Source organism: Corynebacterium sp. ACRQJ (assembly GCF_022346045.1).
GTDB lineage: Bacteria > Actinomycetota > Actinomycetes > Mycobacteriales > Mycobacteriaceae > Corynebacterium > Corynebacterium evansiae.
The window spans coordinates 24,350-49,243 of the sequence record NZ_JAKRMT010000007.1 but is presented as its reverse complement, the minus strand read 5'-3'; the positions used below and the strand labels follow the sequence as shown (position 1 = coordinate 49,243).

Below are 24,894 nucleotides of genomic sequence, written 5' to 3'. Positions count from 1 at the left end.
GGGTTTAGGGCTCTAACCCGTCCAGATACGCCCGATCTGCCTTGGATAGCTCCACGTTATCCAGCAGATCCGGGCGTATTTTTTTGGTTCGGGCGAGGGATTGTTCGCGCCGCCACTGCGCAATCTTCGCGTGGTTGCCGCTAAACAGCACGTCCGGCACGTCCAGCCCGCGCCACTGCCGGGGGCGCGTGTAGCTGGGGCCTTCCAGCAGCCCGTCCTGGAAGGAATCCTCCTGGTGGCTGGCCTGGTTGCCCAGCACGCCGGGGATCAGCCGCACCATCGCCTCGGCCATGACCAGCACTGCGACTTCCCCGCCGATCAGCACATAGTCGCCAATGCTGACTTCTTCCACGCGGTAGCGGTTCTGTGCGTCCTCCACCACTCGCTGGTCGATACCTTCGTAGCGGCCGCAGGCAAACACGACGTGTTCTTCGGTGCTCCACCGTTCTGCCATGTCTTGGGTGAACGGTTTTCCTGCGGGTGTAGGGACAATAAGCAGAGGTTTTGTGACGCCACCCGCTTCCTCACCTAAACGCTCAGCATCGCTGTCGCTTGTGGCTGGCAGCAGGTTGCGCTTGTGCTCCGCGGAGCTCTCCAGGTCGCTGACCGTGGCCGCCGGGCCGGTGCTCGCCGCGACGTCATCGAGAGCCGGCCCCCAGACCTCGGGCTTCATCACCATGCCAGGGCCACCGCCGCACGGGGTGGAATCCACCGACTGGTGGACGTCACTGGTCCAGGCGCGCAGATTATGCACGCCAACGCTTAGGATGCCCTGCTCAATGGCCTTGCCCAGCAGCGCGTGGCGCAGCGGCTCTAAATATTCGGGGAAGATCGTTACTACGTCTAGGCGCAAAACTAGCTCAGCTCCAAAAGTCCCTCGGGCGGGGTGAGTACGAGGATCTCCTCCTCCAAGTCCACCACCGGGACAATCTGGTGGCGGAAGGGAACGAGCACTTCCTTGCCGGCGGTCGGCAGCTGGGACTCGGCGTCAATAAGAATAACGAGCAACTGCCCGGCCGGAGTGTGCTCAACGGCGACGACCTCCCCTACCAGATCGCCGAGCTGGATCTCGTCGCCCTCCAGATCCGTGCCGGGGGCGAGGAGGTAGGCGGTGAGGCCCTCGAGTTCGTGGTCGTAGAAACCGTCGTCGTCCTCATCGTGCACGGGGGCAGCGAAGAAGCGCACGCCGCGCAGGGACTCGGCGGCCGTGCGGTCGGCGACCTCCTCGAAGGTGACCAGCAGGCGCCCCTGGTGCGGGCGGAAGGAACGGACGGTCAAGGACAGCTCCTTGCCCGCCTGCTTACCTTTCAGAACCTCGCCGGTGGCGAAGCGCTGTTCGGGGGTGTCCGTCGTGGGATCGACGACCACCTCTCCCCGCACGCCGTGGGGCTTGATCACCCGGCCGATCTGCAACTCCATAGGCTAGATAACACCCTGTGCCAGCATTGCATCTGCAACCTTGCGGAAGCCGGCGATGTTGGCGCCGAGAACGTAATCGTCTTCCCGGTCGTACTCGCGAGCTGTCCTATCGCAACGCTTGAAGATTCCACGCATGATGTCGCGCAGGCGCCTATCGGTGTAGTCGAAGGTCCAGGAATCGCGGGAGGCGTTCTGCTGCATCTCCAGCGCGGAGGTAGCCACACCACCGGCGTTGGCGGCCTTGCCCGGGGCGAAGAAGATCTTGCGCTTGCGGAAGACCTCGATGGCCTCCGGGGTACACGGCATGTTGGCGCCCTCGGCGACGTAGCGGCAGCCATTGTCGGCGAGCATGATGGCCGCCTCGCCGTCCAGCTCGTTCTGGGTGGCGCACGGCAGAGCCACGTCGGCCTCAACCTCCCAGATGTTGCCGCCCTCGTGGTAGGTCACGCCGTCGGTCTCCTTGGCGTAGTCGGACAGGCGGGCGCGGCGCACCTCCTTGATGTCCTTCAGAAGTTCGATGTCCACGCCTTCGGGGGTGCACACATAGCCAGAGGAATCAGACATGGCAACGACGGTTGCCCCGAGCTCCTGGGCCTTTTGAGCAGCGTAGATGGCGACGTTACCGGAACCGGAGACGATGACCTTGGCACCGTCGAAGCGATCGTCGTGGGCACCCATCATTTCCTGAGTGAAGTACACGGTGCCATAGCCAGTGGCCTCGGTGCGGACCAGGGAGCCGCCCCAGGTCAGGCCCTTGCCGGTGAGCACGCCGGACTCGTGGCGGTTCGTCATACGGCGGTACTGGCCAAACAGGTAACCGATTTCGCGACCGCCCACGCCGATGTCACCGGCGGGAACGTCGACCTCCTCGCCGATGTGGGTGTGCAGCTCCGTCATGAAAGACTGGCAGAAGGACATGATCTCTCGGTTCGACTTGCCCTTCGGGTCGAAGTCCGAGCCACCCTTTGCGCCGCCGATCGGCAGGCCGGTTAGGGAGTTCTTGAAGATCTGCTCGAAGCCGAGGAACTTGATGATGCCCAGGTTCACCGACGGGTGAAAGCGCAGGCCGCCCTTGTAGGGGCCGAGCACGGAGTTGAACTGCACGCGGAAACCGCGGTTCACGCGCACCTCACCCTCGTCGGTGATCCACGGGACGCGGAAGATGACCTGCCGCTCCGGCTCGCACATGCGCTCGATGAGTGCGTAGTTTGCGTAGTGATCGTCCTTCTTCAGGACGTACGTCAGGCTATCCAGCACTTCCGAAACAGCCTGGTGGAACTCTGGCTCCCCCGCGTTGCGCTGAATAATCTGCTGGTAGTAACCGCTGACGGTTTCTTCGACGTTCATTGAGGATGCCTTCTTTGCCTCTCGCGAAAACCAAATGGTCGGCGTGCGACCGACCTGTGATGACAGTCATTTAGTCTACTCCCCATGACTAACAACACATTCAAGTGGTGCGTTCCGGGGGCAATCGCCGCAACGGATAGCGTGAAAGACAACTTGAAATCCACCCTACAAATACAGAAACCCCAGGTGAGCAGCAACTACTCAACCTGGGGTTAGGAATCAGGTGGCGGTTCGTACCGCCGCCCCCTTACTCTGCAGACTCGGCCTCAGCCTCTGCCTCGCCCTCGGAGTCAGCCTCAGCGGCCTCGGCCTTCTCGGCTTCCTCAGCTGCCTTGGCAGCAGCCTCTTCCTCAGCGGCAGCCTCAGCAGCGGCCTTAGCCTCTGCCTCTTCCTTGGCCTTGCGCTTCTTCTCGGTGATGGCCTCAGCGGTCGGGCCATCAGCAGCCTCAGCCAGAGCCTCGTTGAACAGGTCCAGCTTGGACTTCTTCTCCTCGGCTACCTTCAGGGTGCCCTCGGCGCCCTCGATGCCCTTGTGCTTCTGCCAGTCGCCGGTGACCTTCAGCAGAGCCAGAACCGGCTCGGTCGGCTGTGCGCCGACGCCCAGCCAGTACTGTGCGCGCTCAGAGTCGATCTGGATCAGGGAAGGCTCCTGGGTCGGCTGGTAGATGCCCAGGTTCTCGATGATCTTTCCGGAACGCTTGGTGCGTGCATCCTGAACGACGACGCGGTACTCCGGGGTACGGATCTTACCCAGGCGCTGCAGCTTAATCTTGACGGCCATGTGATGGCTCCTTTTCTTCTAGTTGGTCACTGGGCAGTTCAGACACTCCGCGAAAAATTTCTGCGGAAAATCCGCTGAAAAAATTTTTCTGGCCGGAGCCGGTTCAACCCTTCGTATTTTTGCTGCGCGTGACCACCGGCCGACCGTGGTCGGGGACGGTGTTACACAGACAACCTGCATAAGTGTAGTAGCCGGTGCCCGCGGGAACCAAATCCCCTGCTGGCAGTGCCGGCTACTTCTTCGGGAAGTTCATCTTCGACAGGTCGATGCCCTCGAAGCCCGGGGGAAGCTGCTCCTGCATCTTCTCCAGATCCTTCATGCTGGGCATTCCGCCGCCCATGCCCGGCATCCCAGGCATGCCGGGCATACCTGGCATCCCCTGGCCGCCGCCCATGTTCCGGCGCATGTTCTTGCGGTTCTTGTTCTTGGCGTTCTTGCCCTTCTTGCCCTTGCGGTGCACCTTCTGCTTCTTGGTCGCAGACCGGCCGCCCATACCGAACTGACCGGCCATCTTGCCCATCATCTTCTTGGCCTCGAAGAATCGGTCGACCAGCTTGTTCACGTCGGAAACGCTCACGCCAGAACCGTTGGCGATGCGCTTGCGGCGGGAGGCGTTCAGGATCTTCGGGTCCTGGCGCTCGGCGGGAGTCATGCCGCGGATGATGGCCTGGATGCGGTCCAGTTCCTTCTCATCCACCATGTCGGCCATCTTCGACATCTGGGAGCCGCCGGGCATCATCTTCAGGATGTTGCCCAAGGGCCCCATCTTGCGGATCATCAGCATCTGCTCGAGGAAGTCCTCCAGCGTCAGGTCGCCAGAGGCCATGCGCATGGCGGAATCTTCGGCCTTTTCGGCGTCCAGAACCTGCTCGGCCTGCTCGATCAGGGTGAGCACGTCACCCATGCCGAGGATGCGGTTGGCCATGCGATCCGGGTGGAAGACGTCGAAGTCTTCCTGCTTCTCGCCGGTGGAGGCGAACAGGATCGGCTTGCCGGTGACCTCACGGATCGACAGCGCAGCACCACCGCGGGCGTCACCATCCAGCTTCGTCAGGACGACACCCGTGAAGTCCACGCCATCGCGGAACGCCTCGGCCGTAGTAACGGCATCCTGGCCGATCATGGCGTCAATAACAAAGAGCACCTCGTCGGGCTCCACCGCATCGCGAATGTTGCGCGCCTGGCGCATGAGTTCCTCGTCAATGCCCAAGCGACCCGCGGTATCGATGATGACGATGTCGTGCTGGCTGCGGTAAGCCTCCTCGATACCGCGCTGCGCGACGTCGACGGGATCACCGTGGCTGGTACCCATTTCGTGGTCGTGGGAATCCAGGCTGGTGCCCGGATCCGGGGCGAAAGTCTTTACTCCGGCGCGCTCGCCGACGATCTGCAGCTGCTGCACCGCACCCGGGCGCTGCAGGTCACAGGCCACCAGCATGGGAGTGTGGCCCTGCTTGGCCAGGTGCAGGGCCAACTTGCCGGCCAGGGTGGTCTTACCGGCACCCTGCAGACCGGCCAGCATGATGACTGTCGGCGGGTGCTTAGCCAGGTTCAGCCGGCGGGTCTCACCACCGAGGATCTCCTTGAGCTCCTCGTTGACGATCTTGATGACCTGCTGGGCCGGGTTCAGCGCCTCGGATACCTCTGCCCCGGCGGCGCGCTCCTTGATGCGCTTAATAAAGGCGCGCACCACCGGGAGGGATACGTCTGCCTCCAACAGCGCAAGGCGGATCTCGCGCGCGGTGGCATTAATATCAGCCTCGGACAGCTTGCCCTTGCCACGAAGGCCCTTCATGGCAGATTGCAGGCGGTCTGACAAAGACTCAAACACTACTTAGTGCTCCCTTGTAGGTATCGGAGGTTGGTTTATAACTCCCCTAGCTTAGCCAGTGGCCTACACGACAGTCACATTTCACCGGTGTTTTACGGTGTTTTACAGCGCCGTTTTATAGCGCATCCTCTCCGCGCTCGCCGGTGCGCACGCGGATCACCACGTCCACCGGAGTGATCCAGATCTTGCCATCGCCAATCTTTCCTGTGCAGGCGGCGCCGACAATCGCGTCGACGATGCTATCCACCGAGGCGTCTGCCGCCACGATCTCTAGCTTTACCTTCGGCACAAAGTCCGCCGCGAACTCGGCGCCGGTAAACACACCGTTGTCCTTCGACAGCAGCGCCAGGCCCACCGTGCCCCACAGCCCTGCAGCCAGGTGCACACCCACGACATCAAGGGAGTCATCGTAGCCGAAACGGTACTTGAGACCGATTGCCATGCAGGCGATGACGCCACCTATGAATCCAATGACGATGGAAGTTAGGGGCGTCAACGTTCCAGCCGCCGGGGTGATCGTCACCAGACCTGCCACGGCGCCAGAGGCGATGCTCAGGGAGGTAGCGGCGCGGTCGCGAATAGTTTCACAGAGCATCCAGCCGAGCATCGCGGCCGCGGCAGCGACCGTGGTGTTGATCCAGGCCAGACCAGCCATGCCGTCGGCAGCGAAGGCGGAGCCGCCGTTGAAGCCGTACCAACCGAACCACAGCAGTGCGGCACCGAGCATCACCATCGGCAGGTTGTGCGGGCGGCCCACCTTGGAGGGGAAGCCCGCGCGCTTACCAACGATCAGAGCCAGAACCAGCGACGCGCTGATGAGCATCCAAGCCGAATTTCCGGAGGTCAGTACAAGTTGATCTGGGGTCATTTTTCACATCCATATCTGTGAGCCTCAGCACTTGTGCTGCAAAGAATAAAATGCTGAAAACTCGCATTCAGGAAAGAAAAAATTTTCTGAGACGCAGATCACCGACTTTTTAGCCGGACAACGCGAATAACCCCGTACGCTGCACGCATACGGGGCTATTTACGTAAATTTTTTAATTTTTGCTGTCCGAAGGGGCTTATTTTCTACCCCAGCAGTGCATCGACGAAGCTTTCGACCTCGAACGGGGCCAGGTCGTCCGCGCCCTCGCCGAGGCCCACCATCTTCACCGGCACGCCGAGTTCTTCCTGCACCTGGAAGACGATGCCGCCCTTTGCGGTGCCGTCGAGCTTGGTGAGCACCACGCCGGAAATGTCCACGACCTCGCGGAACGTGCGCGCCTGCATGAGGCCGTTCTGGCCCACGGTCGCGTCCAGCACCAGCAGCACCTCGTCGACCTTCGCCTTCTTCTCCACCACGCGCTTGACCTTGCCCAGCTGGTCCATCAGGCCCACACTGGTGTGCAGGCGGCCGGCGGTATCGACCAGGACGACGTCCACGCCGGAGTCGATGCCCTTCGCCACTGCGTCGAAAGCAACGGAGGCTGGGTCTGCGCCCTCTGCGCCGCGTACCGTTTCTGCCCCCACTCGACGCCCCCACGTCTCCAGCTGGTCAGCCGCAGCCGCACGGAACGTATCCGCCGCGCCGAGCAGAACCTTGTGGCCCATGCCGATGAGCACGCGGGAGAGCTTGCCGGTGGTGGTGGTCTTGCCGGTTCCGTTGACGCCCACCACCATGATCACGGCTGGCTTGCCCTCGTAGGGCATGGCCTTGATGGAGCGGTCCATGTCCGGCTTGCAGGCGTCGATCAGCGCCTCGCGGAGCATGCCGCGGGCTTCTTCCTCGCTGGAAACGCCATTGATGGCGATGCGCTCGCGCAGGTCGTCGACGACCTTCATCGTGGTTGGGGTACCCAGGTCGGCCATGAGGAGGGTGTCTTCGATCTCCTCCCATGCGTCCTCGTCGAGGTCGCCGGCGCTGAGGATGCCGAGCACGCCACGGCCGATGACATTCTGGGACTTGGACATGCGGCCGCGCAGCTTGCCAAGGCGGCCCTGGACGGGCGCGATCTCCTCGCGCTGTTCCGCGGGAGCTGGTTCTGGTTCGGGTTCCGGCTCGGGCTCAACTTCCGGCTCGGGCTCAACTTCCGGCTCGGGCGTCGGCTCGGGTTCGGGTTCCGGCTCAACCTCCGGTTCAGGCTCGGGCTCAGCGACAGGTTCCGGCTCCTCCACCGGCTCTGGCTTGGGCGTGGGCGCCGGGGCCGGGGCGGCCTTCGGAGCCTCTGGTTCGGGAGTTGGCTCGGGCTCGGGGGTTGCTTCCGGCTCGGGGGCAGCCTCTGGTTCCGGGGTCGGCTCCGGTTCCGGGGTCGCCTTAGGCTCGGGGGTCGCTTCTGGCTCCGGGGTTGCCTCTGGGGTTGCCTTCGGGGTTCCCTTCGGCTTCTTCAGCTCCTGGTCAGGGCGCAGTTCTGGCTGCTTTTCGGCAGTGGCGGCACCAGCTCCGGCGCCACCACCGGCGGTGAAGTTAAACCCGCCCTGAGCCTTGTAATCGCCACTGCTGGGCTTCTTCTGCTCGATCTCTTCCTTCTTCTCGAAGGAAACCTGCTTTGCCTTGTTCCGGCGCAGCCCCAGAACAACGAGAATCGCCACGACAATGACGAGAACCAAAAGTCCAATGAGGACCCACATCAAAACACTATTCATAGCTTCCAGTGAATCAGAACTTCGTGGCTAATGCCGACTCATGGTCAGACAGTCGGCCCGAACACGCCGCGGACCATGGCATCTGCCATGACGATGTCTCCGGTCACGAGGTCCGGCACCAGCCGCGCCATGGCCGCCCATCCTGGGTAGGCGCTGAGCAGTTTGCCCAGGCTGGACATCTTCTTGTGCGCGTACATGCGGGTGGCCAGGGCGAACACCATGGAGATCACGGGCGCCAGCGCCCAGCGGTTTTCCGGAGTGTCGGTATCCACTCCCTCCAGCCGGTCGAAGCGCACGCGCGCGGAGAGGTACAGCTGCCGGTTGGCGGCCTTCACCTTGCGCAGCAGCGTGACGGCGGTCTTCATCAGCTCCGGGTCGCCCAGCAGCTCGGAGAGTTCGGCGCGCTTGTTGAAGGTCTCGAACACTGCGATAAGGCGGCTGTTTTCCTCGCTCAGCGCGCCCGGCACCACTCCGGCCTTGCCGAAGAACATGTCCAGCACGGCCTTCTGTTGTGCCGGATCCATGTGCGCGATCTGCACGGTGGTGCTATCGATGCACGCCGTATCCAGGGACACGTCGCGGCCGGTATCGACGGTCTGCACGGCGGGTTGCCCGGCGACCTTTTTGAGCTCCTGCCGCAAGCGCTTGTCTTGTTCTTTTTCTTCTGACGCCCCTTCAGGGTCAACCAGCGACATGTCCCCCAGGATCTCGAGGGCTGCGATCCACGGGGTGTTCGAACGCTCGGCTTCGGCCCCCACCAGGGTGGAGTGCACCAGGCCGGAGAGGATGAACTGCGCGGGGCGGTCGGCGGCGGGAACCAGGGACTGCGACATGGCGTGGACGGATTCCCGCGGGTTGTTCGTCAGCGCGGTGCGCAGGTTGTCCAGCACGTCGAAGCGTCCGCGCAGCCAGCCGGCCTGTACGTCCCAGAGGGTGGAAAGCGTGGCGGTATCGCTGGGGAGCTCTTCGGATTCGCCTGCCAGGAAGGCGGCCAGCTGCACCCACGGGTCGGTGTCGGCGTCTTCCTTGGAGGCTCCGAAGTAACCTTCGGCCTGCGCGACGGCGCTGTGCTGCCCCGCGGCGACGGGGGCCCGCAGGTAGTTGAAGCGGTCGCGGCCGAACAGCTGCACGCTCAAGGGGCCAGCGCCCACGAGCTCGGCGGGCAGTGTGCCCTGGGCTAGAGTGCCCTGATCTAGGGTGCCTGCAGCACTGGGCGTAGCTTGCAGCTCCACGAAGTATGCGGCCTGCCAGGGCGCGGTGATGGGCCAGACCCACGCGCCGGCGCCCGGCGCGCCGAACTGCACCGGGGTCTCTTCGGATTCGTCCTCGCCGTGGATGAACAGGGCGTCCCCGTCGACGGAGGCTGTGTAGTCGAACCCGGGCACGATGCGGGCCAGGCGCACGCTTACGCGGCGGTCCTCCACGAACTCCAGCTCGATTGCTCCGGAGGTCAGTGTGGCCAGGGACCCGGCGGCGCTGGCGAGGTCCACGAACCAGGTGACCTCGTCTATCGTTTCCAGCTTGAGGGTGCGCACGGGCGAGCCGTGGTGGTTGCGGATCACCACGCGGGCGTCGTCCATCAGCGCCAGGTTCTCCGCCTTGGAGCCCATGCCGGGGCGGAAGCCGGGGCGTACGCGGAAGCGGGTCTGCGTGTCGATGGAACGGGCGGAGACTTCGATGGGGTCGGTGCGCCACATCGGGTCCTCCCCCTGCATCGTCAGCTGGTAGCGCAGGCGGGAGGGCTTGACGATGATGGGCAGCGCGTCGCCCGCGTCGGTCTGCACGACGGTGGTGCTGAAGCGGTCGGTGGGGCCCAGCTTCTGGGGCGGGATCTTCTCGAAGGGCTTCTCCCCCGGCAGCAGGCGGACCGTCACGGGGCTTAGTCCCCCGGCCATCGGCAGGCGCGTTTGGGTGCTGGGCCCGCCGAATTCCATCTCCAGGGATAGTCCCTCTACCAGTGCGTATTCGTGGCGGAAGGATTCGTTGCGGGGGCCGCGTAGGCGCACCAGGTACTCGCCCACCCACGGGCTATCCCACGCCTCGGGGTCGAAGACGTCGAACACGCCGCCCTCCGCGGGTACCTCTAGCGGTTCCTCGTCGGAGACGGCCTCGCCGGTCTCCCCGGGGCCAGCATAAGCGGAGACAGACAGGTACCAGATCTCGTCCGCGCCGGAAATCGTGGGCGGGAATTCCACCTGCAGGCTCTGGGAGTGGATCACCTTGCCGGAGGTGGTCTCCACGCCACCCACCACATCGTCGGGCTCCACAAACTGGGCGCGCTGGCGCGGATCTACGGCACGCACTCCGGCCATGGACGGGCTGCGCTCACCCGGCTTGGCGATGTGCAGGCTCAAAGATTCGCTTAAGTCCAGCCGGCGGATGACCCAGCCGTTCCAGCTCTTCATCGGCTGTTCTTCCAGCACCGGGATGTCCGCCCCGGTCACAGGATCCACGGCGGAAGTCTCGGCGGGAACGACCACGTACACCTGCTCGTGGTGCAGGGAAACCCGGTCGGTCAGGTCCGTGCCGCGGATGGTGAACACCAGCACCGGGTCCTCGGTATCCACCAGCGGCAGCTGCCAGTGCTGGCCGTCGTTGGCGTTGCGCACGCTGACCTTGCGCAGCGGCTGGCGCACGGGAATGTCCAGGATCTCGGTCACGGCCCTTCCTGCGTTGTCCGCGTGCATGGTGCGGAAGGCTGCGGGTTCGCCGTCGAAGTCCAGGCGCCAGCGCACCTCGGTGTGCACCTTCCCCTCGCTCTCCAGGGGCTGCGAGGGCAGGCGCAGAACCACGCGCTGGCGCAGCGTATCTAGCTGCAGGCGTGGTTGGTCTTCGCGGTGTGCCACGCCCACACTGTGACGCCGATCCTGCGTGCCCACCGGCCTTTCCCGCAGCTCTTCAATCACATCCTCCAGGATGAGTGCGGGCAGTTCCACGGCGGGAAGCGTGTACTCCCAGGAGTCCGGGTGCGCGGCGGCGTGGGAGACGATCTCCACGATCGGGGCGATCAGCTTCACCGCCGCCTCCGGCAAGGTGGCACACAGCGGACCTACCTGGCGCGGTTCGTCGGCCAGCTCGGCCACAACTGCCCGCGCAATGTCGGCGGCTTCGGCCCCCTCCCCACTGTCCCCACTGTCTTCGCTGTCCGCCCGGCGGTTATCCACCAGCTCGATCAGCTCCGGCACCCAGTCAGAGGCGATCCCCACGTGGGCAAACAGGCGCCCGAGCTCCCCGTCCGGCCCGCCGGATACCGCATCCATGGGATCCAGCCCAGCGGCGGAAAGTAGCTCCCCAAAGCGCCCCTCGATCAGCTGGGTACGTGTGGGCGTCGGCTCCAAACCAAGGCCGTACCAGTACTCGGCTGGCAGTTTCGAGACCTCATGGAACCGCGCGGCGCGGGAGAGCAACGTGGCGATCGTCAGCGCGGGACATGCCTGCAGCAGGGCCTCCTCTGTGGAACCGGCGGCGACTTGGCGGGCGATGAAGGTGCCAAAGAAGCGGCTGGTGCGCTCCAGCTCGTCGCCGTCGATGTCTAGCTCTACGAAAAGTTCCACGTCGGCCAGCTTTCCGGCCAGAGCCGCCTCGGTGGACGAGGCCCACGGCAGGAGCGAATCCTGCATGTCGGAGATCGGGCTGGTGGTAGGTGCTGCGCTGGCTGGGATCTTCTCGCTAGAACTCACGCGACCATCCTACGTCACCGGTCAGGCGGTCTTCTCGGGAGCCATCCTCTGCGAAATCACCCTGGTCACGCCATCGCCGCGCATTGTCACGCCGTACAGCACATTGGCTACGTCCATGGTGGGCTTCTGGTGGGTGATGACGATCAGCTGGGAATCCTTCCGCAGCTCCTCGAACAGGGCGATCAACCGCCGCAGGTTCACGTCGTCCAGGGCAGCCTCAACCTCGTCCATCACATAGAACGGGCTCGGGCGGGCCTTGAAAATCGCCACCAGCATCGCCAGCGCGGTCAGGGACTTCTCGCCACCGGAGAGCAGCGACAGGCGCTTGACCTTCTTGCCCGGTGGGCGGGCCTCGACTTCGATGCCGGTAGTCAGCATGTCGTCCGGGTCGGTGAGCACCAGGCGACCTGCACCACCCGGGAACAGGGTGCTGAAGACCTGCGGGAAGGCGGCCTCGACGTCCTGCCACGCCTCGGTAAACAGCTGCAGGATCGTGGCATCCACGTCCGCAATCACCTCGTGCAGGTCGTTGCGCGCCCGCTCCACGTCATCCAACTGCTGGGCCAGGAAGTTGTAGCGCTCCTCCAGCGCCTTGAACTCCTCCAGCGCCAGCGGGTTCACCTTGCCCAGGGAGTTCAGCGCCTTCTCGGCCTTCTTCAGCTCGGCCTTGGTGGCGGCCGCGTCGAAGTTCTCCGGCAGTTCCTCGGCCAGGAGCTGCTCGGCGGTGAGCCCCAGTTGCTCCATCGCGCCGGCCACCGCCTGCTCGATCTTGACCTGCGCCTGGGTGCGTGCCAGCTCGGCGGAGTGCGCGTTGTCGTTCATGCGCCCCAGGTGCGCGGTCAGCGCGGAGACCTTGTCGCGCTGCTGTGCCATCGTGGATTGCCACTGCTTGTGCGCCTGCTCGGTGTGCGAGCGGTTGGCCTCGGCGGTGGCCAGCGCGTCGGCGATGCGTTCGGCGATGCGCTGGGCCTGTTCGCGCACGCACGTGGCCATCTCGCGGGCGGCTGCCCGGCGGGCCTGTTGCTGCTGGTGATGCTTGCGCGCAGCTTCTTCTGCGCGAGCCTGCCGGCGCAGGTTCTCCGCCTTGCCGCGGGTGGATTGCGCGCGTTCCTCTGCGGTGCGCTGGGCCAGGCGGGCTTCCATCTCCATGGCCTTGACCTGCGAGAGGTGCAGCGCGGCGGCATCTCGCTCGGCCGAAGAGGGCTCGGTCGTGTGCTCCTCGTCGTCCACGCGCGCCACGCGGTCGGCCAGCTCGTCGAGTTCCTCGGTGGCCTTTGCCAGGCGCTGTTCGGCGGATTGCTGTTCGGAGGTGCTGCGCTCCAGTTGGCGTTGTGCGGCCTCGCCCTGCTTCTGCAGTGCGCTCAGGCGCTTAGCCGCCGCATCGCGCAGTGCCCGGTGCTCCTGTTCCGCCGCGCGCGCCGCAGCCGCCGCGGTACGCAGGTCGCTGGCCGCGTCGAGCGCACCGGAGAGTGCAGCCTGCAGGTCGTCGAGTTCCTTCTTTTTCTTTGTGACGCCCTCTGTCTCCGCCGCGATCCTATCCGCCAACTCGACAGGGGTGGTCCCGCCGGAGCCGCTGGCGACCCACCCGGCGCCGTAGACAGAGCCGTCCTTCGTCACCGCACGCAGGCGAGGGTCCGCAGCCACGACCTTCCGGGCTTCCGCGGCACTGCCCACGGCCACCACGTCCACTAGCAGGGCGGTCAGGGGGCGCAGTAGGTCGGTGGGCACGTCCATCAGGTCCAGCAGCCACTTGCCTGCGGAGACGTCCGTATCCAGGCGGAACGTCGCACTCGCATCCCCTTCCGGAGCTCCCGGGTCGAGCAGCACCGCGCGGCCTTCGCGGGCATCGGTGAGGGCGGAGATGAGGGCGTCAGAAAGAGGGGCAACAATTCCCGAGCTCGCCGCATCGCCCAAAACGGCGGCCGCAGCGGCACCCCATCCGTCATGAATGTGCAGCTGCTCGGCCAGGCGGCGAGTGGCGATGCCCTCCTTATCGGCGGCGCGGACGACCACCGCAGCGCCGTCGGTCGGGGTCAGCCGGTCCTTCCAGGCGGCGATGGTGGCTTCGGCGGTGGCGATGTCTCGCTCCAGCTGCAGCTGCTCGGCGCGCAACTGTTCGGCGCGCTCCTCCGCGCCGGCGGCCTCGCGGTCGGCCTGGGCGCGGGTTTCCTCCAGGTCACCGCCGGAGGCCTCAGTCTCGCGCAGGGCTTCCTCCGCCTCGGTGATGTCCTCCATCAGGCCGTCGAGGGTTTCCTGCTGCTCGGCAGCATTTTCTTGCAGGCGCTCGACCTCCGCGGCGGCGTTATCGCGCTGGGTGGCGGCGGCTTCATGCTGGGCCAGCAGACGCACCACGCCCTCGCGCCGGTCGGCAATGGCGCGGACCTGGGCGAAGTGTTCTTGTTCTGCGGCGCGGGCAGCCTCCTCGGCCTCGGCGACCTGCTCGGCGATCGTCTCCAGCTTCTCGGCGGCGATCTCCACGTTCTCTTCCAGCTCGGCCTGCTCCTCGGCGGCGCGCTCGGCGCGTTCCAGCAGCTCTTGTGGGTCGGGACCGGACCATTCGGCGACCTGCGCTTGCTCCGCGCGGTCGCTGGCGATGCGCAAAGTGGCGGAGTTCTTCTCCTGCACCGCGGACAACCGGTACCAGAGGTTCTTGGCCGCCTCGGCTTCCTCCAGGGCGGTGCGCAGTTCTTCCTCTGTGACGGCCAGGGTCTCGCTGTGTTCTTCCAGCTCAGCCTGTAGTTCGGCGCGCTGTTCGGCCAGCATTTCGCTGCGGCGCGTGGAGTCGTTGAGCTCCTCGGATAACTGCTTGACCTTGTGCGCGGCCAGCTGCACGCGCGTGCTGCGGATGGTGGCCTGCACGGCGGAGGCCTTCTGCGCGGCCTCTGCCTGGCGCGCCAACGGCCCGAGCTGTTTGCGCAGCTCGTCGGTGAGGTCGTGCAGACGGTCGAGGTTAGCCTGCATGTTGACGAGCTTGCGTTGCGCCTTTTCTTTTCGACGCCGATGCTTCAGCACACCAGCGGCCTCCTCGATGAAGGCGCGGCGCTCCTCGGGGCGGGATTCCAAGATCTGTGATAGTCGGCCTTGTCCGACGATCACGTGCATTTCGCGGCCGATGCCGGAGTCGCTCAGCAGCTCCTGGATGTCCATCAGGCGGGCCTTGGCGCCGTTGATCTCGTATTCCGAGGCACCGTCGCGGAACATGCGTCGGGTGATGGAAACCTCGGAATATTCGATGGGCAGCTTGCCATCGGAGTTGTCGATGGTCAGTGTGACTTCCGCGCGTCCCAGCGGCTTGCGATCCCCCGTTCCGGCGAAGATGACGTCTTCCATCTTCCCGCCGCGCAGAGTCTTAGCGCCCTGCTCCCCCATGACCCAGGCCAAGGCATCTACGACATTGGATTTTCCGGAGCCGTTCGGCCCCACCACGGCGCAGATACCCGGCTCTAATTTCAGGGTCGTCGCGGACGCGAAGGACTTGAATCCTTTGAGCGTCAACGACTTTAAGTGCATTGCCTGATGCTATCAAACAGCTAGGCGGTTGCCCCGGTGGGAGCCTCGCGGCGCTGGCACTCCGGGTCCGTGCCATCCCAGCACTCGACGTTCTTCAACTCCGGCAGGCTGTCGCGGTGGAAGATCGGATCCATGCCCGCGGCCTTCTGCTGGGAGAAGTCCCGCAGCAGCTTGATGGCCACACCGCCCAGCGGGACGATGGCGCAGAGGTTGATCAGAACCATCGTCGCGGCGAAGGTGTCGGCCAGAGACCAGACCAGCGGGACGGTACCGATGGCGCCACCGAACACACAGAGCACGACGAGCACGCGGAAAATGTTCAGCTTGGTCTTGGACTTGGTGAAGTACTCCACGTTCGCCTGGGCAAGGTAGTAGTTGCCCAGCACGGAGGAGAACGCCAGGAAGAACAGGATGATCGTGATGAAGTGAGTGCCCCACTCGCCCACCTGAGCCGACAGCGCGCTCTGGGTCAGGTTGGCGGTCTGAACGCCCTCGCCATAGGCCGGGTTGGACAGCAGGATGATGAAGGCCGTGATGGTACAAACCACCAGCGTGTCGAAATACACGCCCAGGGTCTGCACCAGGCCCTGCTTGACCGGGTGCGATACTGCCGCGGTGGCGGCGGCGTTCGGTGCAGAGCCCTGGCCGGCCTCGTTGGAAAACAGACCACGGCGCATGCCGTTCATGAACGCTGCACCCAGGGTGGCACCGGCGATCTCCTTGACGCCCAAGGCATGCTCCACGATGGTGCCGAACATCGCCGGCACTTCGCTGATGTTGATGGCCAGCACGATCACGCCCAACAGAATGTAGGCACTGGCCATGAGCGGGACGATCACCTGGGTAGCGTTAGCGATGCGCTTCACACCACCGAAGATCACCAGCGCGGTCAGCGCGGCCACCAGCAGGCCCGTAGCGATCTTCAGCCAGGTCGCATCGGGCGCGATGTTGGGGTTCAGGGAGTGCAGGGAGGAGCCCGCGGCCTCCGCGATGGAGTTGGTCTGCACGGCGTTGTACACAAAGCCATAGGTGATGGTGATGGCGATGCCGAAGATCAGCGCCAGCGGCTTCGCGCCCAGCCCCTTGGTCATGTAGTAGGCCGGGCCACCGACGTAGCCATCCTTGTCGCGGGACTTCCACAGCTGCGCCAGCGTGGCCTCCACGAATGCGGTCGCGCCGCCAACCAAAGCCACGACCCACATCCAGAACACCGCGCCCGGGCCACCCAGGGTGATGGCGATAGCCACGCCCACCACGTTGCCTGTGCCCACGCGCGACGCTGCCGAGATGCTGAATGCCTGGAATGCGGAGATGTTTTCCCCACTCTTGCCGACCGCCGGTTCCTTCACCGAGCGGAACATGTCCGGCACCATGCGGATCTGCACCACCAGGGTGCGAATGCCGAAGTAGGCGCCGGCTGCGAGCAGGAAGACGGGGATGATCTTCCAAATATTTTCGTTCAGCGTATTCGCCACGAAATTTTCAATTGTTTCCATGCGCAGAAATCTACCCGAAACCAATGCCAGAAAATAACTGCGACATGTTTGCTTTCCTCACCTATCGGTGCAGATCAGTAAGCTTTAAGCTTTCGCCGCTACCTCTGACACGTCGCGCAGTAGTGCGTGGATCGGCCTCCTAAGACAATCCGTTTGATCGGCGCCCCGCACCTCTTACAGGGTTCACCGCCGCGCCCGTACACGTTTAACGAGCGCGAAAAGTACCCCGACGCACCGTTGACGTTCACATACAGCGAGTCGAAGCTGGTGCCGCCCTGCTCCAGAGCGCGCTCCATCACTTCCGCCGCTGACTGCAACACCCGGTGCAGGGTGGGCCTGCTCAGCAGAGCCGCGCTGCGCCGCGGACGCACTCCAGCCAGAAAAAGCGCCTCATCGGCGTAGATGTTTCCTATACCGGAGACAACCTCCTGGTTCAGCAGCACCGTCTTCACCGCCGCGCGCTTGGACTTCATCCGCTCCACCACCGCCTGCGCGTCAAAGACGGCCTCTAGCGGATCGGCAGCAATGTGGCTGACGTTCTGGGGTAAAAAATTTTTTGGTGACGCCACCCCGGCCCCCACTGCCCACGGATCCGGCACGGCCTTTTCCAGCCGCCACTCGCCGAAGGTTCGCTGGTCCACGAAGCACAGCTCACGCCCATCGGATAGTCCCGCCCGGATGCGCACGTGCGGGGATTGCACCTGGCCGGGCTCGGCCACGAGCATCTGGCCACTCATGCCCAGGTGCACTTGCAACAGGAAGTCCTCGCCGAAATCCAACCACAAAAATTTTCCGCGGCGTTTCACTGCGGTGACGGTGGCGTCACGAAGAAAAGAAACAAGAACTTCCGGATCCCCGGAGCGGACGGCGCGCGGGTGACAGACCTCGACGTCGGTAAAGCGGCGGCCGACCAGGTGTTCTTCGAGGCCGCGGCGAACGACCTCAACCTCGGGGAGCTCAGGCACGTTCGTTGAGCTTCTGCACGGCCTGCTTGGCGGCGGCGTGTTCGGCGACCTTCTTGGTGTGGCCTTCGCCGTGGGTCACCAGGTCTTCGATGGTGACGGTGGCATAGAAGGTCTTGTCGTGTTCCGGGCCTTCGCCGCGCACCTCGTAGGTGGGCAGGGGCAGCTTCATGTCGGAGAGCTTCTCCAGCAGCACGGTCTTCCAGTCCATCGTCAGGCCGGTGGTGGGAGCCTCGGTGATCTTGTCTGCGAACAGGCGCAGCACCGTGGCGCGGGCAACCTCGAAGCCGTGGTGCAGATAGATCGCGCCGAGCATGGACTCCACGGAGTCCGCCAGGATGGAGTGCTTATCCTTGCCGCCGGTCAGCATCTCGCCGCGGCCGAGCAGGATGTAGTCGCCCATCCCGAGGCGGCGCGCGACATCCGCCAGGGCGTACATGTTCACCACTCCGGAGCGCATCTTCGAGATGTCGGATTCCGCGCGCTCCGGGAACTGGCGGTACAGCTGCTCCGCGACGGCCAGGCCCAGCACCGCGTCGCCCAGGAACTCCAGGCGCTCGTTGTTCGGCAGGTGGCCGTTTTCGTTGGCGAAGGAGCGGTGGGTCAGCGCCAGTCGCAGCAGGTCATCGGGCAGCTCCACGCCCCACGCCTCCAGCAGCGGTGCGTGGTCGGACTTGCCATAGGCGGCGTTGAGGGCGGCCTCGCCGGTCAGTCGGCGTTTACGAGCCATGTGGTTTCGGGTTGCCTTTCTTGAAGTTTCTTTAGGGTTTTAGAGGTTCTTGAACTTCTCCAGGCCGGCCCAGCGCGGGTCCGGGCGATCCTCTTCCTCGACTTCCTCGCTGATGCCGTCCGGCGCCGGGGTGTCCTCGCGGCATTCGGAGCCGAAGTCGGCGCACACGGGGCTAAACGGTGCGTTCAGGCCGGCCTCGTCGATGACCAGCTGGGTGATGTCGATGGCGTTATCCTGCACCAGCAGCGGCTCTTCCTCGTCCTCAGCATCGTCGCCCTCGGCGCTGTCATCGGTGATGAAGTCCGGGGTCAGGCCGAAGACGTCGCTGATGGAGTACTCCAGGGTGGTGGACAGCTCCTGCAGGCAGCGGGAGCACGTTCCCTTGGCCTCGCCGCTGACCTGCAGGTTGGCCATGATTGCCTCGCCCAAGTTCGCCAGGGTTCCATGAACTTCGACGGGTGCGCCCTCTGCCACGCCCAGCATGTTGCCGCCCCACGGTACGGGGGACGCCCCCTGGGCGTCGACCGGCTCGCTGAGTCCAGTTGGGATGTCGCCGACTGCAAGAACGAAGGGGTTACTCATACCCTTCTTTCTACCCGTCTATCGCTGCTGACGGTAACCGTGGGGGTCGGAATCGTTCTGGTATCCGGCAGTGCCGTTCTGGTATCCGGAGGCACCAGCGCCCTTGCGCAGTGCGGATCGGTCGCGGTTGACAGTGCGCAGCGTGGTCGTGAGGGTGTCCTCGAACTCGGCCAGGGTGGAATCGACGTAGCGGTCGCACTCGGTGCGCAGGCGGTCGGAGTCCGCGTGGGCGGATTCAATAATGCGGTTGGCCTCGGCCTCGGCGTTGCGGACAACCTCGGAGTCAGAAACCAGGCGGCGCTGCTCGGCCAGGCCTTCGTCGACGGAGCGCTGGTAGCTGGCGTTACCTTCGCTGACCAGGCGCTCAGCTTCGTCGGCGGCGCGGGTAGTGACCGTCTCGTACTCGCGGCGGGCGTCGCTGACCAGGCGGTCGGCCTGATCCTCGGCCTGGGCGACGGTGTTGGTTGCACGATCCTGTGCATCCTGGAGGATCTGGTTCGCGCGTTCCTGCGCATCCTGCACGATCGCGTCGGCTTCGGAGTTGGCGCTGGAGATGGTTGCGTCGGCCTGGTCCTGGGCGTCGGCGATAATGTCATCGCGGTGGTCGAGGACGTCCTGCGCGTCGTCCATCTCAATGGGGATCGCGTTGCGCATTTCGTCGAGAATGTCGAGCACCTCGCGCCGCGGAACCATGCAGTTGGAGGTCATGGGCACGCCATAGGCCTGCTCCACCATTTGCTGAAGGTCATCCATACCCTGGAATGTCTTGTACATGGCCTCCACTGTGCCATCACTTGACCTCAACTACAGGTTTAGACACGCCTTGACGGGCGCTAGCCGCGGAACTTCTCCTCCAGCGCCGCGACAACCGGCTCCGGCAGCAGCCCGGAGACGTCGCCTCCGTACTTCGCGACCTCCTTGCACAAGGTGGAAGACACGTAGCCGTACTCCGGGGAGGTCAGCAGGAAGTACGTCTCCGCGCCCGACAGGCGCTGATTCATCTGCGCCATCGGCAGCTCGTACTCGTAGTCCAGGGAGCTACGCAGCCCCTTGACCATCGCCTGAATATTGTTCTCGTTCAGGTAGTCCACCAGCAGCTTGTCCCACGTATCGACCGTAATGTTCTTAGGCCCATTGGGGATGGCAGCGATGGACTTCTCGATCAGCTCGATGCGCTCTTCGGCGGTGAACAGGCCGTTCTTGTTCGGGTTATAGGTCACCAGAACCACGACCTCCTCCCAGTTGGCAGCGGCGCGGGTGAAGATATCCAAGTGACCCAGCGTGATGGGGTCGAAAGATCCGGGGCAAACTACTCGCATGGCACCTAACCTAACCCTCGCCCCGCCAAATCGCCATGTCGAAGCGGGCGATTCCGTAGGTGCGCTTCTTTAGCTTCTGCCCGGTCGGCTCGAAGCCTTGCGGCCACGCGGTTTCGGGTGAAGCACTATTGCGCTCGACCACCACGACGGCGTCACTAGTAAGAACAGGAATCAGCGCCTGCACCATTTCTGCGACTGCCTCGTCGGTGAGCTCGTACGGTGGGTCGGCCAGCACCATCGTGTAGTGGTTGCGCGGGGCACCGGCCAGGAAGGATGACGCCTTCGCCTCCACCACCTGCACTTTCGCCTCGGGAACCACGCGCGCGTTGTCCTTGATGGTCTTCACCGCCGCGTCGCTGTTATCCACCAGGGTGACCTCCTTGGCCCCACGGCTGGCGGCCTCCAACCCGAGGGCACCGGAGCCGGCGAAGAGGTCCAGCACGACCTCGTCGACGAAGCCGAAGCGGACCTGCAGGGAGGAGAACAGCCCCTCGCGGGCGCGATCCGAGGTGGGGCGAGTGCCTTCGCTGGGCACCTTGATGCTGCGGCCGCGGGCGGTTCCGGAGATGATGCGTGTCATAGTGCTTTGTAATCCTGCCTTAATTTTTGCTCGTGGTCGTTACTAGTGCCGGCCTTATTGGTGCTCGACCCGCAGAATCACGTCCCCGCCGTGCACATCCACGTAGTCCTGCGAGTTCGTCCTGCGCACCACCCCGGGCCCCGGCGCGAGCACGGGCGCTTCCAGCTTTAACGATTCCACCGTGCACAACGCGTCGCCGGTGTTGACGGCATCTCCGTCGGCGACGAGGAAGTGCACAACTCCCGCGAATGGGGCACAGATTTCCATGCCCCAGAGTTTAGCAACTGGGTCGGCGAGTTCTTCTCCCCTAGCTCTTCTCGATGTAGTCCTGGTCGTCGATCTCGATGTCCACCACCAGCGAGCGCGCCAGTTGTTCGTCGTAGGCCACCAGCGCTTCTGCGTAGTCGCGCGCCGATTCGATGATCTCGCCGTCGGTGCTGAGGTCTAGTAGTGACGCCCTTCGCGCCGACCGCCCCGACTGGTCCTGCCCCAGGATGTCTCCTTCGGTACGCATCTTCAGGTCTTCCTCCGCCAGGCGGAATCCGTCGTTGCTTTGCGCCACCACCTGCAGGCGGTGGAAGGAGGGGCTATCCGGCGCAGCGGTGGTGTGCAGTAGGCACAGAGAGTCCCGTCGCCCACGGCCGATACGGCCGCGCAGTTGGTGGAGTTGGGAGAAGCCGAAGTTCTCGGCCTCCAGGATCATCATCATGGAGGCGTTGGGGACGTCCACGCCGACCTCGATGACGGTCGTGGCGACCAGCACGTCGATCTTCCCGGCGGCGAAGTCCTGCATCACCTGGTCTTTGTCGGCGGGATCCATCTTGCCGTGCAGCATCGCCACGCGGCAGCCGGGCAGTTCCTCGGTGGCGATGCGCTCGCACCACTGCTCCACACCGGAGTGGCCCTCAATGCGGGGCGCGACCACGTAGGCCTGGCCGCCGGCCTTGATTTCCTCGCCCATGCGCTCCCAGGCGCGCCGCACCCAGCGGTGTTTATCGGCGGGCACCACCACAGTCTCGATGTCTCCGCGGCCGCCGGGCTTGCCGACCAGCGTGATGGGGGTCAGGTCTCCGAACATCGTCATGCCCACGGAGCGCGGGATCGGGGTGGCGGTCATGACCATCATGTGCGGGGTGGCATCCACCGGCGCGGATTCCCGCAGCTTGTTGCGCTGTTGCACGCCGAAGCGGTGTTGCTCGTCGACGATCACCATGCCCAGGCGGTAGAACTCCACCGAGTCTTGGATCACCGCGTGCGTGCCCACCACAATGTCGGTTTGGCCGGAGACCAGATCCAGCAGCGTGCGCTGCTTGTCGGCCTGCTTCTGGCTACCGACCAGCACGGATACCCGCACGTCGGTGTTCTCCAGCATCTTCACCAGGCTGCGGGCGTGCTGCACGGCCAGGATTTCCGTCGGCGCGATAAAGGCGCACTGGTAGCCGGAGTCCACGGCCCAGAGCATGCTGATCAAGGCCACCATCGTCTTGCCGGAGCCGACCTCGCCGTGCAGCAGCAGGTTCGCCGGGGTGGTTCCGCCCAGGCGGGAGCCGATGTCCTCCAGCGCCATCTTCTGCCCCGCGCTGAGGTCGAAGGGCAGCCCCGCGATCAGCTTTTCCACGTTCGCGCCCGGCGCGAGCGCCATGCCGGTGCGCTTGGTGGCGTCATTGCGCCGCAGAGCCATGACTAGCTGCAGCTCGAGTGCCTCGTTGAACTTCAGCCTGCGCCGTGCGGGTTCGGGGCCGGCTTCGCGAGGCTGGTGGATGTGCCGTAGCGCGTCGGCGAAGCTGATCAGCGGGCGGCCCTTTTCATCCGTGGGCCAGGCGGGCGCGCCGGGGTTGCGGCGCGGGAGTGGCAGGAACTCGCCGGGCTCGTCCATCACCCGCAGTACGTGGTCCATCACTCCCAGCATCTCCGCGGTGGAGGTGCCGGGGCGGCGTTTGTAGCCGGCCATCCACGGCTTGGCCAGTAGCTCCTGGGCGGCGGTCTCGGAGCCCATGACGTCCACGATTGTCTTCAGCGGCCCGAACATGCCGAATTCCGCATCCATGGCGGGCAGGATGGATACGTAGCTGGGGTTCTTCAGCTCCCATTGGCCGTTGAACTCGGAGAGCTTGCCGTGCAGCAGCATCATCGAGCCCCGCTTGATTCGCTTCCGGTGGTAGGCCACATTCCCGAATAGCGCAGAGCGGAAGCTCCGCACACCGTCGGTGAAGGTGAACGTCAAAAATTTTCTGGGCCCACGCCCGGAGTGGTTGTCTTTCTCCCCCACGCTGAGGATCTCCCCAGCGCAGGTGTACTTCTCCCCGACTCGCAGCTCGTCCAGCCCCTGCGGAGAGCCGAGCCGCGCGTAGGTGACGGGGAAATTCAGCACTGCATCGGCGATGGTTTTGATGCCGGGTTTATCGGCCAGCCGCTTCGCGCGGTCGTTGGAGATCGCAACCGACAGCGGGCGCGAGTCCTGCCACCCCAGCATGAGCTATTCCACCCCGATCTGCACCAGGCACGGGTCGTAATCGTTGCCTTGTAGTTCGATGTGGTGGTCGTCGATCTGCACGTCTGGGTACAGCTCGGCAAAGGTTGCCTTCAGCCCATCGATGGCGGTCTGGTCAGTCGCCGGGTCGCTCCACAATAGGGTCACCAGCTCGCCACCGTCGGCCAACATGGTGCTGAGGGTATCGACCATCGTGTCGGGCGGGCACGTGGCGAAGCGTTGCGCCTCTACCGCGTCGATCATTTCCTCGACATTGTCGTCCCAGTCCACGGTGGGGTCGTTCACCGCCAGCGCCGCCAGCCCGCCGACCAGCGATTTCGTATCGATGATGTCGACCTCTCGCGTCCCGTCTAACCCCTGCAGCGCGGCAACGTCCTGCCCGTTGGTCAACACGGCAACCGGCCCGTCGCCCAGCCCCTGCACTGTTTCACCCAGGGTTTTGTTGTTTGGTGACGCCACCGCCACCGCCCCCGCAGCCTCGAAAAGTCGCGCGACTCCGCCGGTGGGCGTGAGCGCGACGATGAACGGTCCTTGGCTTTCCGCCCGCGCCTGGTTGCTCGCGGGGGCTGGTGTGCTTAGGTTTCCGCTGTCGGTGGCTTCCCCGTCGGCGGGCAGAACCTCGATGCGCAGATCGGTGACGGTTCCCAAGGCAAAGGCCTTCTCGATCACCTCGCCGGCGCGGTTGGTGTGCACGTGCGCGGTGCCGGATTCCGAACTCAGGGGTCCGACGATCACCGAATTGCCGTGGGCTTCCAGCAGCTCCCGCAGGGCATCCAGGTTCCCCTCGAAGAAGAACATCACCTCGACCTCTTGCTGGGTTCGCTCGTGGTCGGGCGTGGGGGCGTCCTCAATAAGACCCGCACCGTCCAGAACATCAACCAGGGCCTGCAGGATCACCACGAGGCCCTGCCCGCCCGCGTCCACGACCCCCGCTTCGGCGAGAACGGGCAGCTGGTTGGGGGTGTTGGCCAGGGCTCCCTCGGCGGCGTGGAGGGCGCGGGTGGCGACGTCGGCGAGGTTCGGTTCGGCTTCGTGCGCGGCGGTGGCGGCGGCATCGAGCACGCTGATGACGGTGCCCTCGACGGGCGTGGAAATTGCGGTGCGGACGAAGCCCACAGACTGCGAGAGTGTGTCCGCTACGGCGGGGCCGTCGATGTGGCCCTGCGAGGCCGCCTCGGCGAGGGCGCGCATTACCTGGCTGAGCACCAGGCCGGAATTTCCGCGGGCGCCACGAACAGCGCCGGTGGCCAGGGCGATGGTGACCTCGGGGAGGCTGGCGCCTTCCTCTAGTGCGTCGACCGCCGAGACTGCGGTGGTCATGGTGTGCGCCATGTTGGAGCCGGTATCGGAATCCGGGATCGGGAAGACATTCAGGGCGTTGATCGCCTGGCTCTGCTCGCGCAGCCGACTGGCCGAGAGGCGAGCCCACTGGGCGACGACGCGCGCGTCGAGCTGAGCGGGCGCCTGATGCGCCGGTTGCGCTTCTGCCACCGGTTGCGCCTCTGCCTTCCTGGATTTCACTCCCACTACCCTAGCGAACC

General features: G+C 64.7%; 18 protein-coding genes and 1 pseudogene. All 19 read right to left on the bottom strand.

Going from position 1 to position 24,894, the window contains the following annotated elements:
• Positions 1-4: 4 nt before the first annotated feature.
• Complete coding sequence (gene trmD / locus MHX52_RS05495; protein ID WP_239317033.1) at positions 5-853, bottom strand: tRNA (guanosine(37)-N1)-methyltransferase TrmD; 849 nt, start codon at positions 851-853, stop codon at positions 5-7.
• 2 nt (positions 854-855) lie between these two features.
• Complete coding sequence (gene rimM / locus MHX52_RS05490; protein ID WP_035006079.1) at positions 856-1,419, bottom strand: ribosome maturation factor RimM; 564 nt, start codon at positions 1,417-1,419, stop codon at positions 856-858.
• Between the two features lie 3 nt (positions 1,420-1,422).
• Complete coding sequence (gene gdhA / locus MHX52_RS05485) at positions 1,423-2,766, bottom strand: NADP-specific glutamate dehydrogenase (protein WP_239317030.1); 1,344 nt, start codon at positions 2,764-2,766, stop codon at positions 1,423-1,425.
• Positions 2,767-3,013: 247 nt separating this feature from the next.
• Positions 3,014-3,547 (bottom strand): 30S ribosomal protein S16, encoded by a 534-nt coding sequence (rpsP, locus tag MHX52_RS05480; protein WP_035006085.1) that lies wholly within the window; start codon positions 3,545-3,547, stop codon positions 3,014-3,016.
• A 232-nt stretch (positions 3,548-3,779) separates the two neighbouring features.
• Complete coding sequence (gene ffh / locus MHX52_RS05475; RefSeq protein ID WP_239317027.1) at positions 3,780-5,378, bottom strand: signal recognition particle protein; 1,599 nt, start codon at positions 5,376-5,378, stop codon at positions 3,780-3,782.
• 115 nt (positions 5,379-5,493) lie between these two features.
• A pseudogene (locus MHX52_RS05470) lies at positions 5,494-6,192 on the bottom strand (ammonium transporter); the annotation flags it as partial.
• A gap of 257 nt (positions 6,193-6,449) precedes the next feature.
• Positions 6,450-8,003, bottom strand: coding sequence for a signal recognition particle-docking protein FtsY (gene ftsY, locus MHX52_RS05465; RefSeq protein ID WP_239317025.1), 1,554 nt, complete (start codon positions 8,001-8,003; stop codon positions 6,450-6,452).
• A gap of 44 nt (positions 8,004-8,047) precedes the next feature.
• Positions 8,048-11,683 (bottom strand): hypothetical protein, encoded by a 3,636-nt coding sequence (locus tag MHX52_RS05460; RefSeq protein ID WP_239317023.1) that lies wholly within the window; start codon positions 11,681-11,683, stop codon positions 8,048-8,050.
• 21 nt (positions 11,684-11,704) lie between these two features.
• Positions 11,705-15,193, bottom strand: a complete 3,489-nt coding sequence (gene smc, locus MHX52_RS05455) for a chromosome segregation protein SMC (protein WP_239317021.1) — start codon at positions 15,191-15,193, stop codon at positions 11,705-11,707.
• A 20-nt stretch (positions 15,194-15,213) separates the two neighbouring features.
• Complete coding sequence (locus MHX52_RS05450) at positions 15,214-16,689, bottom strand: sodium:alanine symporter family protein (protein WP_239317019.1); 1,476 nt, start codon at positions 16,687-16,689, stop codon at positions 15,214-15,216.
• Between the two features lie 98 nt (positions 16,690-16,787).
• Entirely contained in the window at positions 16,788-17,654 is an 867-nt protein-coding gene (gene mutM, locus MHX52_RS05445) for a bifunctional DNA-formamidopyrimidine glycosylase/DNA-(apurinic or apyrimidinic site) lyase (protein ID WP_049050436.1), read from the bottom strand.
• On the bottom strand, positions 17,647-18,381 hold the full coding sequence (rnc, locus tag MHX52_RS05440; protein ID WP_049050435.1) for a ribonuclease III: 735 nt from the start codon (positions 18,379-18,381) through the stop codon (positions 17,647-17,649). The genes mutM and rnc overlap by 8 nt, the downstream gene beginning before the upstream one ends.
• 39 nt (positions 18,382-18,420) lie before the next feature.
• Complete coding sequence (locus MHX52_RS05435; protein WP_049050434.1) at positions 18,421-18,963, bottom strand: DUF177 domain-containing protein; 543 nt, start codon at positions 18,961-18,963, stop codon at positions 18,421-18,423.
• Between the two features lie 18 nt (positions 18,964-18,981).
• Positions 18,982-19,737: a DivIVA domain-containing protein gene (locus MHX52_RS05430; RefSeq protein WP_070487696.1), complete on the bottom strand. Its 756-nt coding sequence runs from the start codon at positions 19,735-19,737 to the stop codon at positions 18,982-18,984.
• A 59-nt stretch (positions 19,738-19,796) separates the two neighbouring features.
• Positions 19,797-20,282 carry a pantetheine-phosphate adenylyltransferase gene (gene coaD / locus MHX52_RS05425; protein WP_049050432.1) on the bottom strand — a complete coding sequence of 162 codons (486 nt, stop codon included), beginning with the start codon at positions 20,280-20,282 and terminating at the stop codon, positions 19,797-19,799.
• A 10-nt stretch (positions 20,283-20,292) separates the two neighbouring features.
• A complete protein-coding gene (locus MHX52_RS05420) occupies positions 20,293-20,862 on the bottom strand; it encodes an RsmD family RNA methyltransferase (protein WP_239317017.1) in 570 nt (189 codons plus the stop codon).
• A 54-nt stretch (positions 20,863-20,916) separates the two neighbouring features.
• Entirely contained in the window at positions 20,917-21,129 is a 213-nt protein-coding gene (locus MHX52_RS05415) for an acetyl-CoA carboxylase biotin carboxyl carrier protein subunit (protein ID WP_239317015.1), read from the bottom strand.
• A 40-nt stretch (positions 21,130-21,169) separates the two neighbouring features.
• Entirely contained in the window at positions 21,170-23,335 is a 2,166-nt protein-coding gene (locus tag MHX52_RS05410) for an ATP-dependent DNA helicase RecG (protein ID WP_239317014.1), read from the bottom strand.
• A gap of 3 nt (positions 23,336-23,338) precedes the next feature.
• The gene (locus tag MHX52_RS05405) at positions 23,339-24,874 is read right to left on the bottom strand and encodes a DAK2 domain-containing protein (protein WP_239317012.1); all 1,536 of its coding nucleotides are present in this window, start codon (positions 24,872-24,874) and stop codon (positions 23,339-23,341) included.
• Positions 24,875-24,894 lie beyond the last annotated feature (20 nt).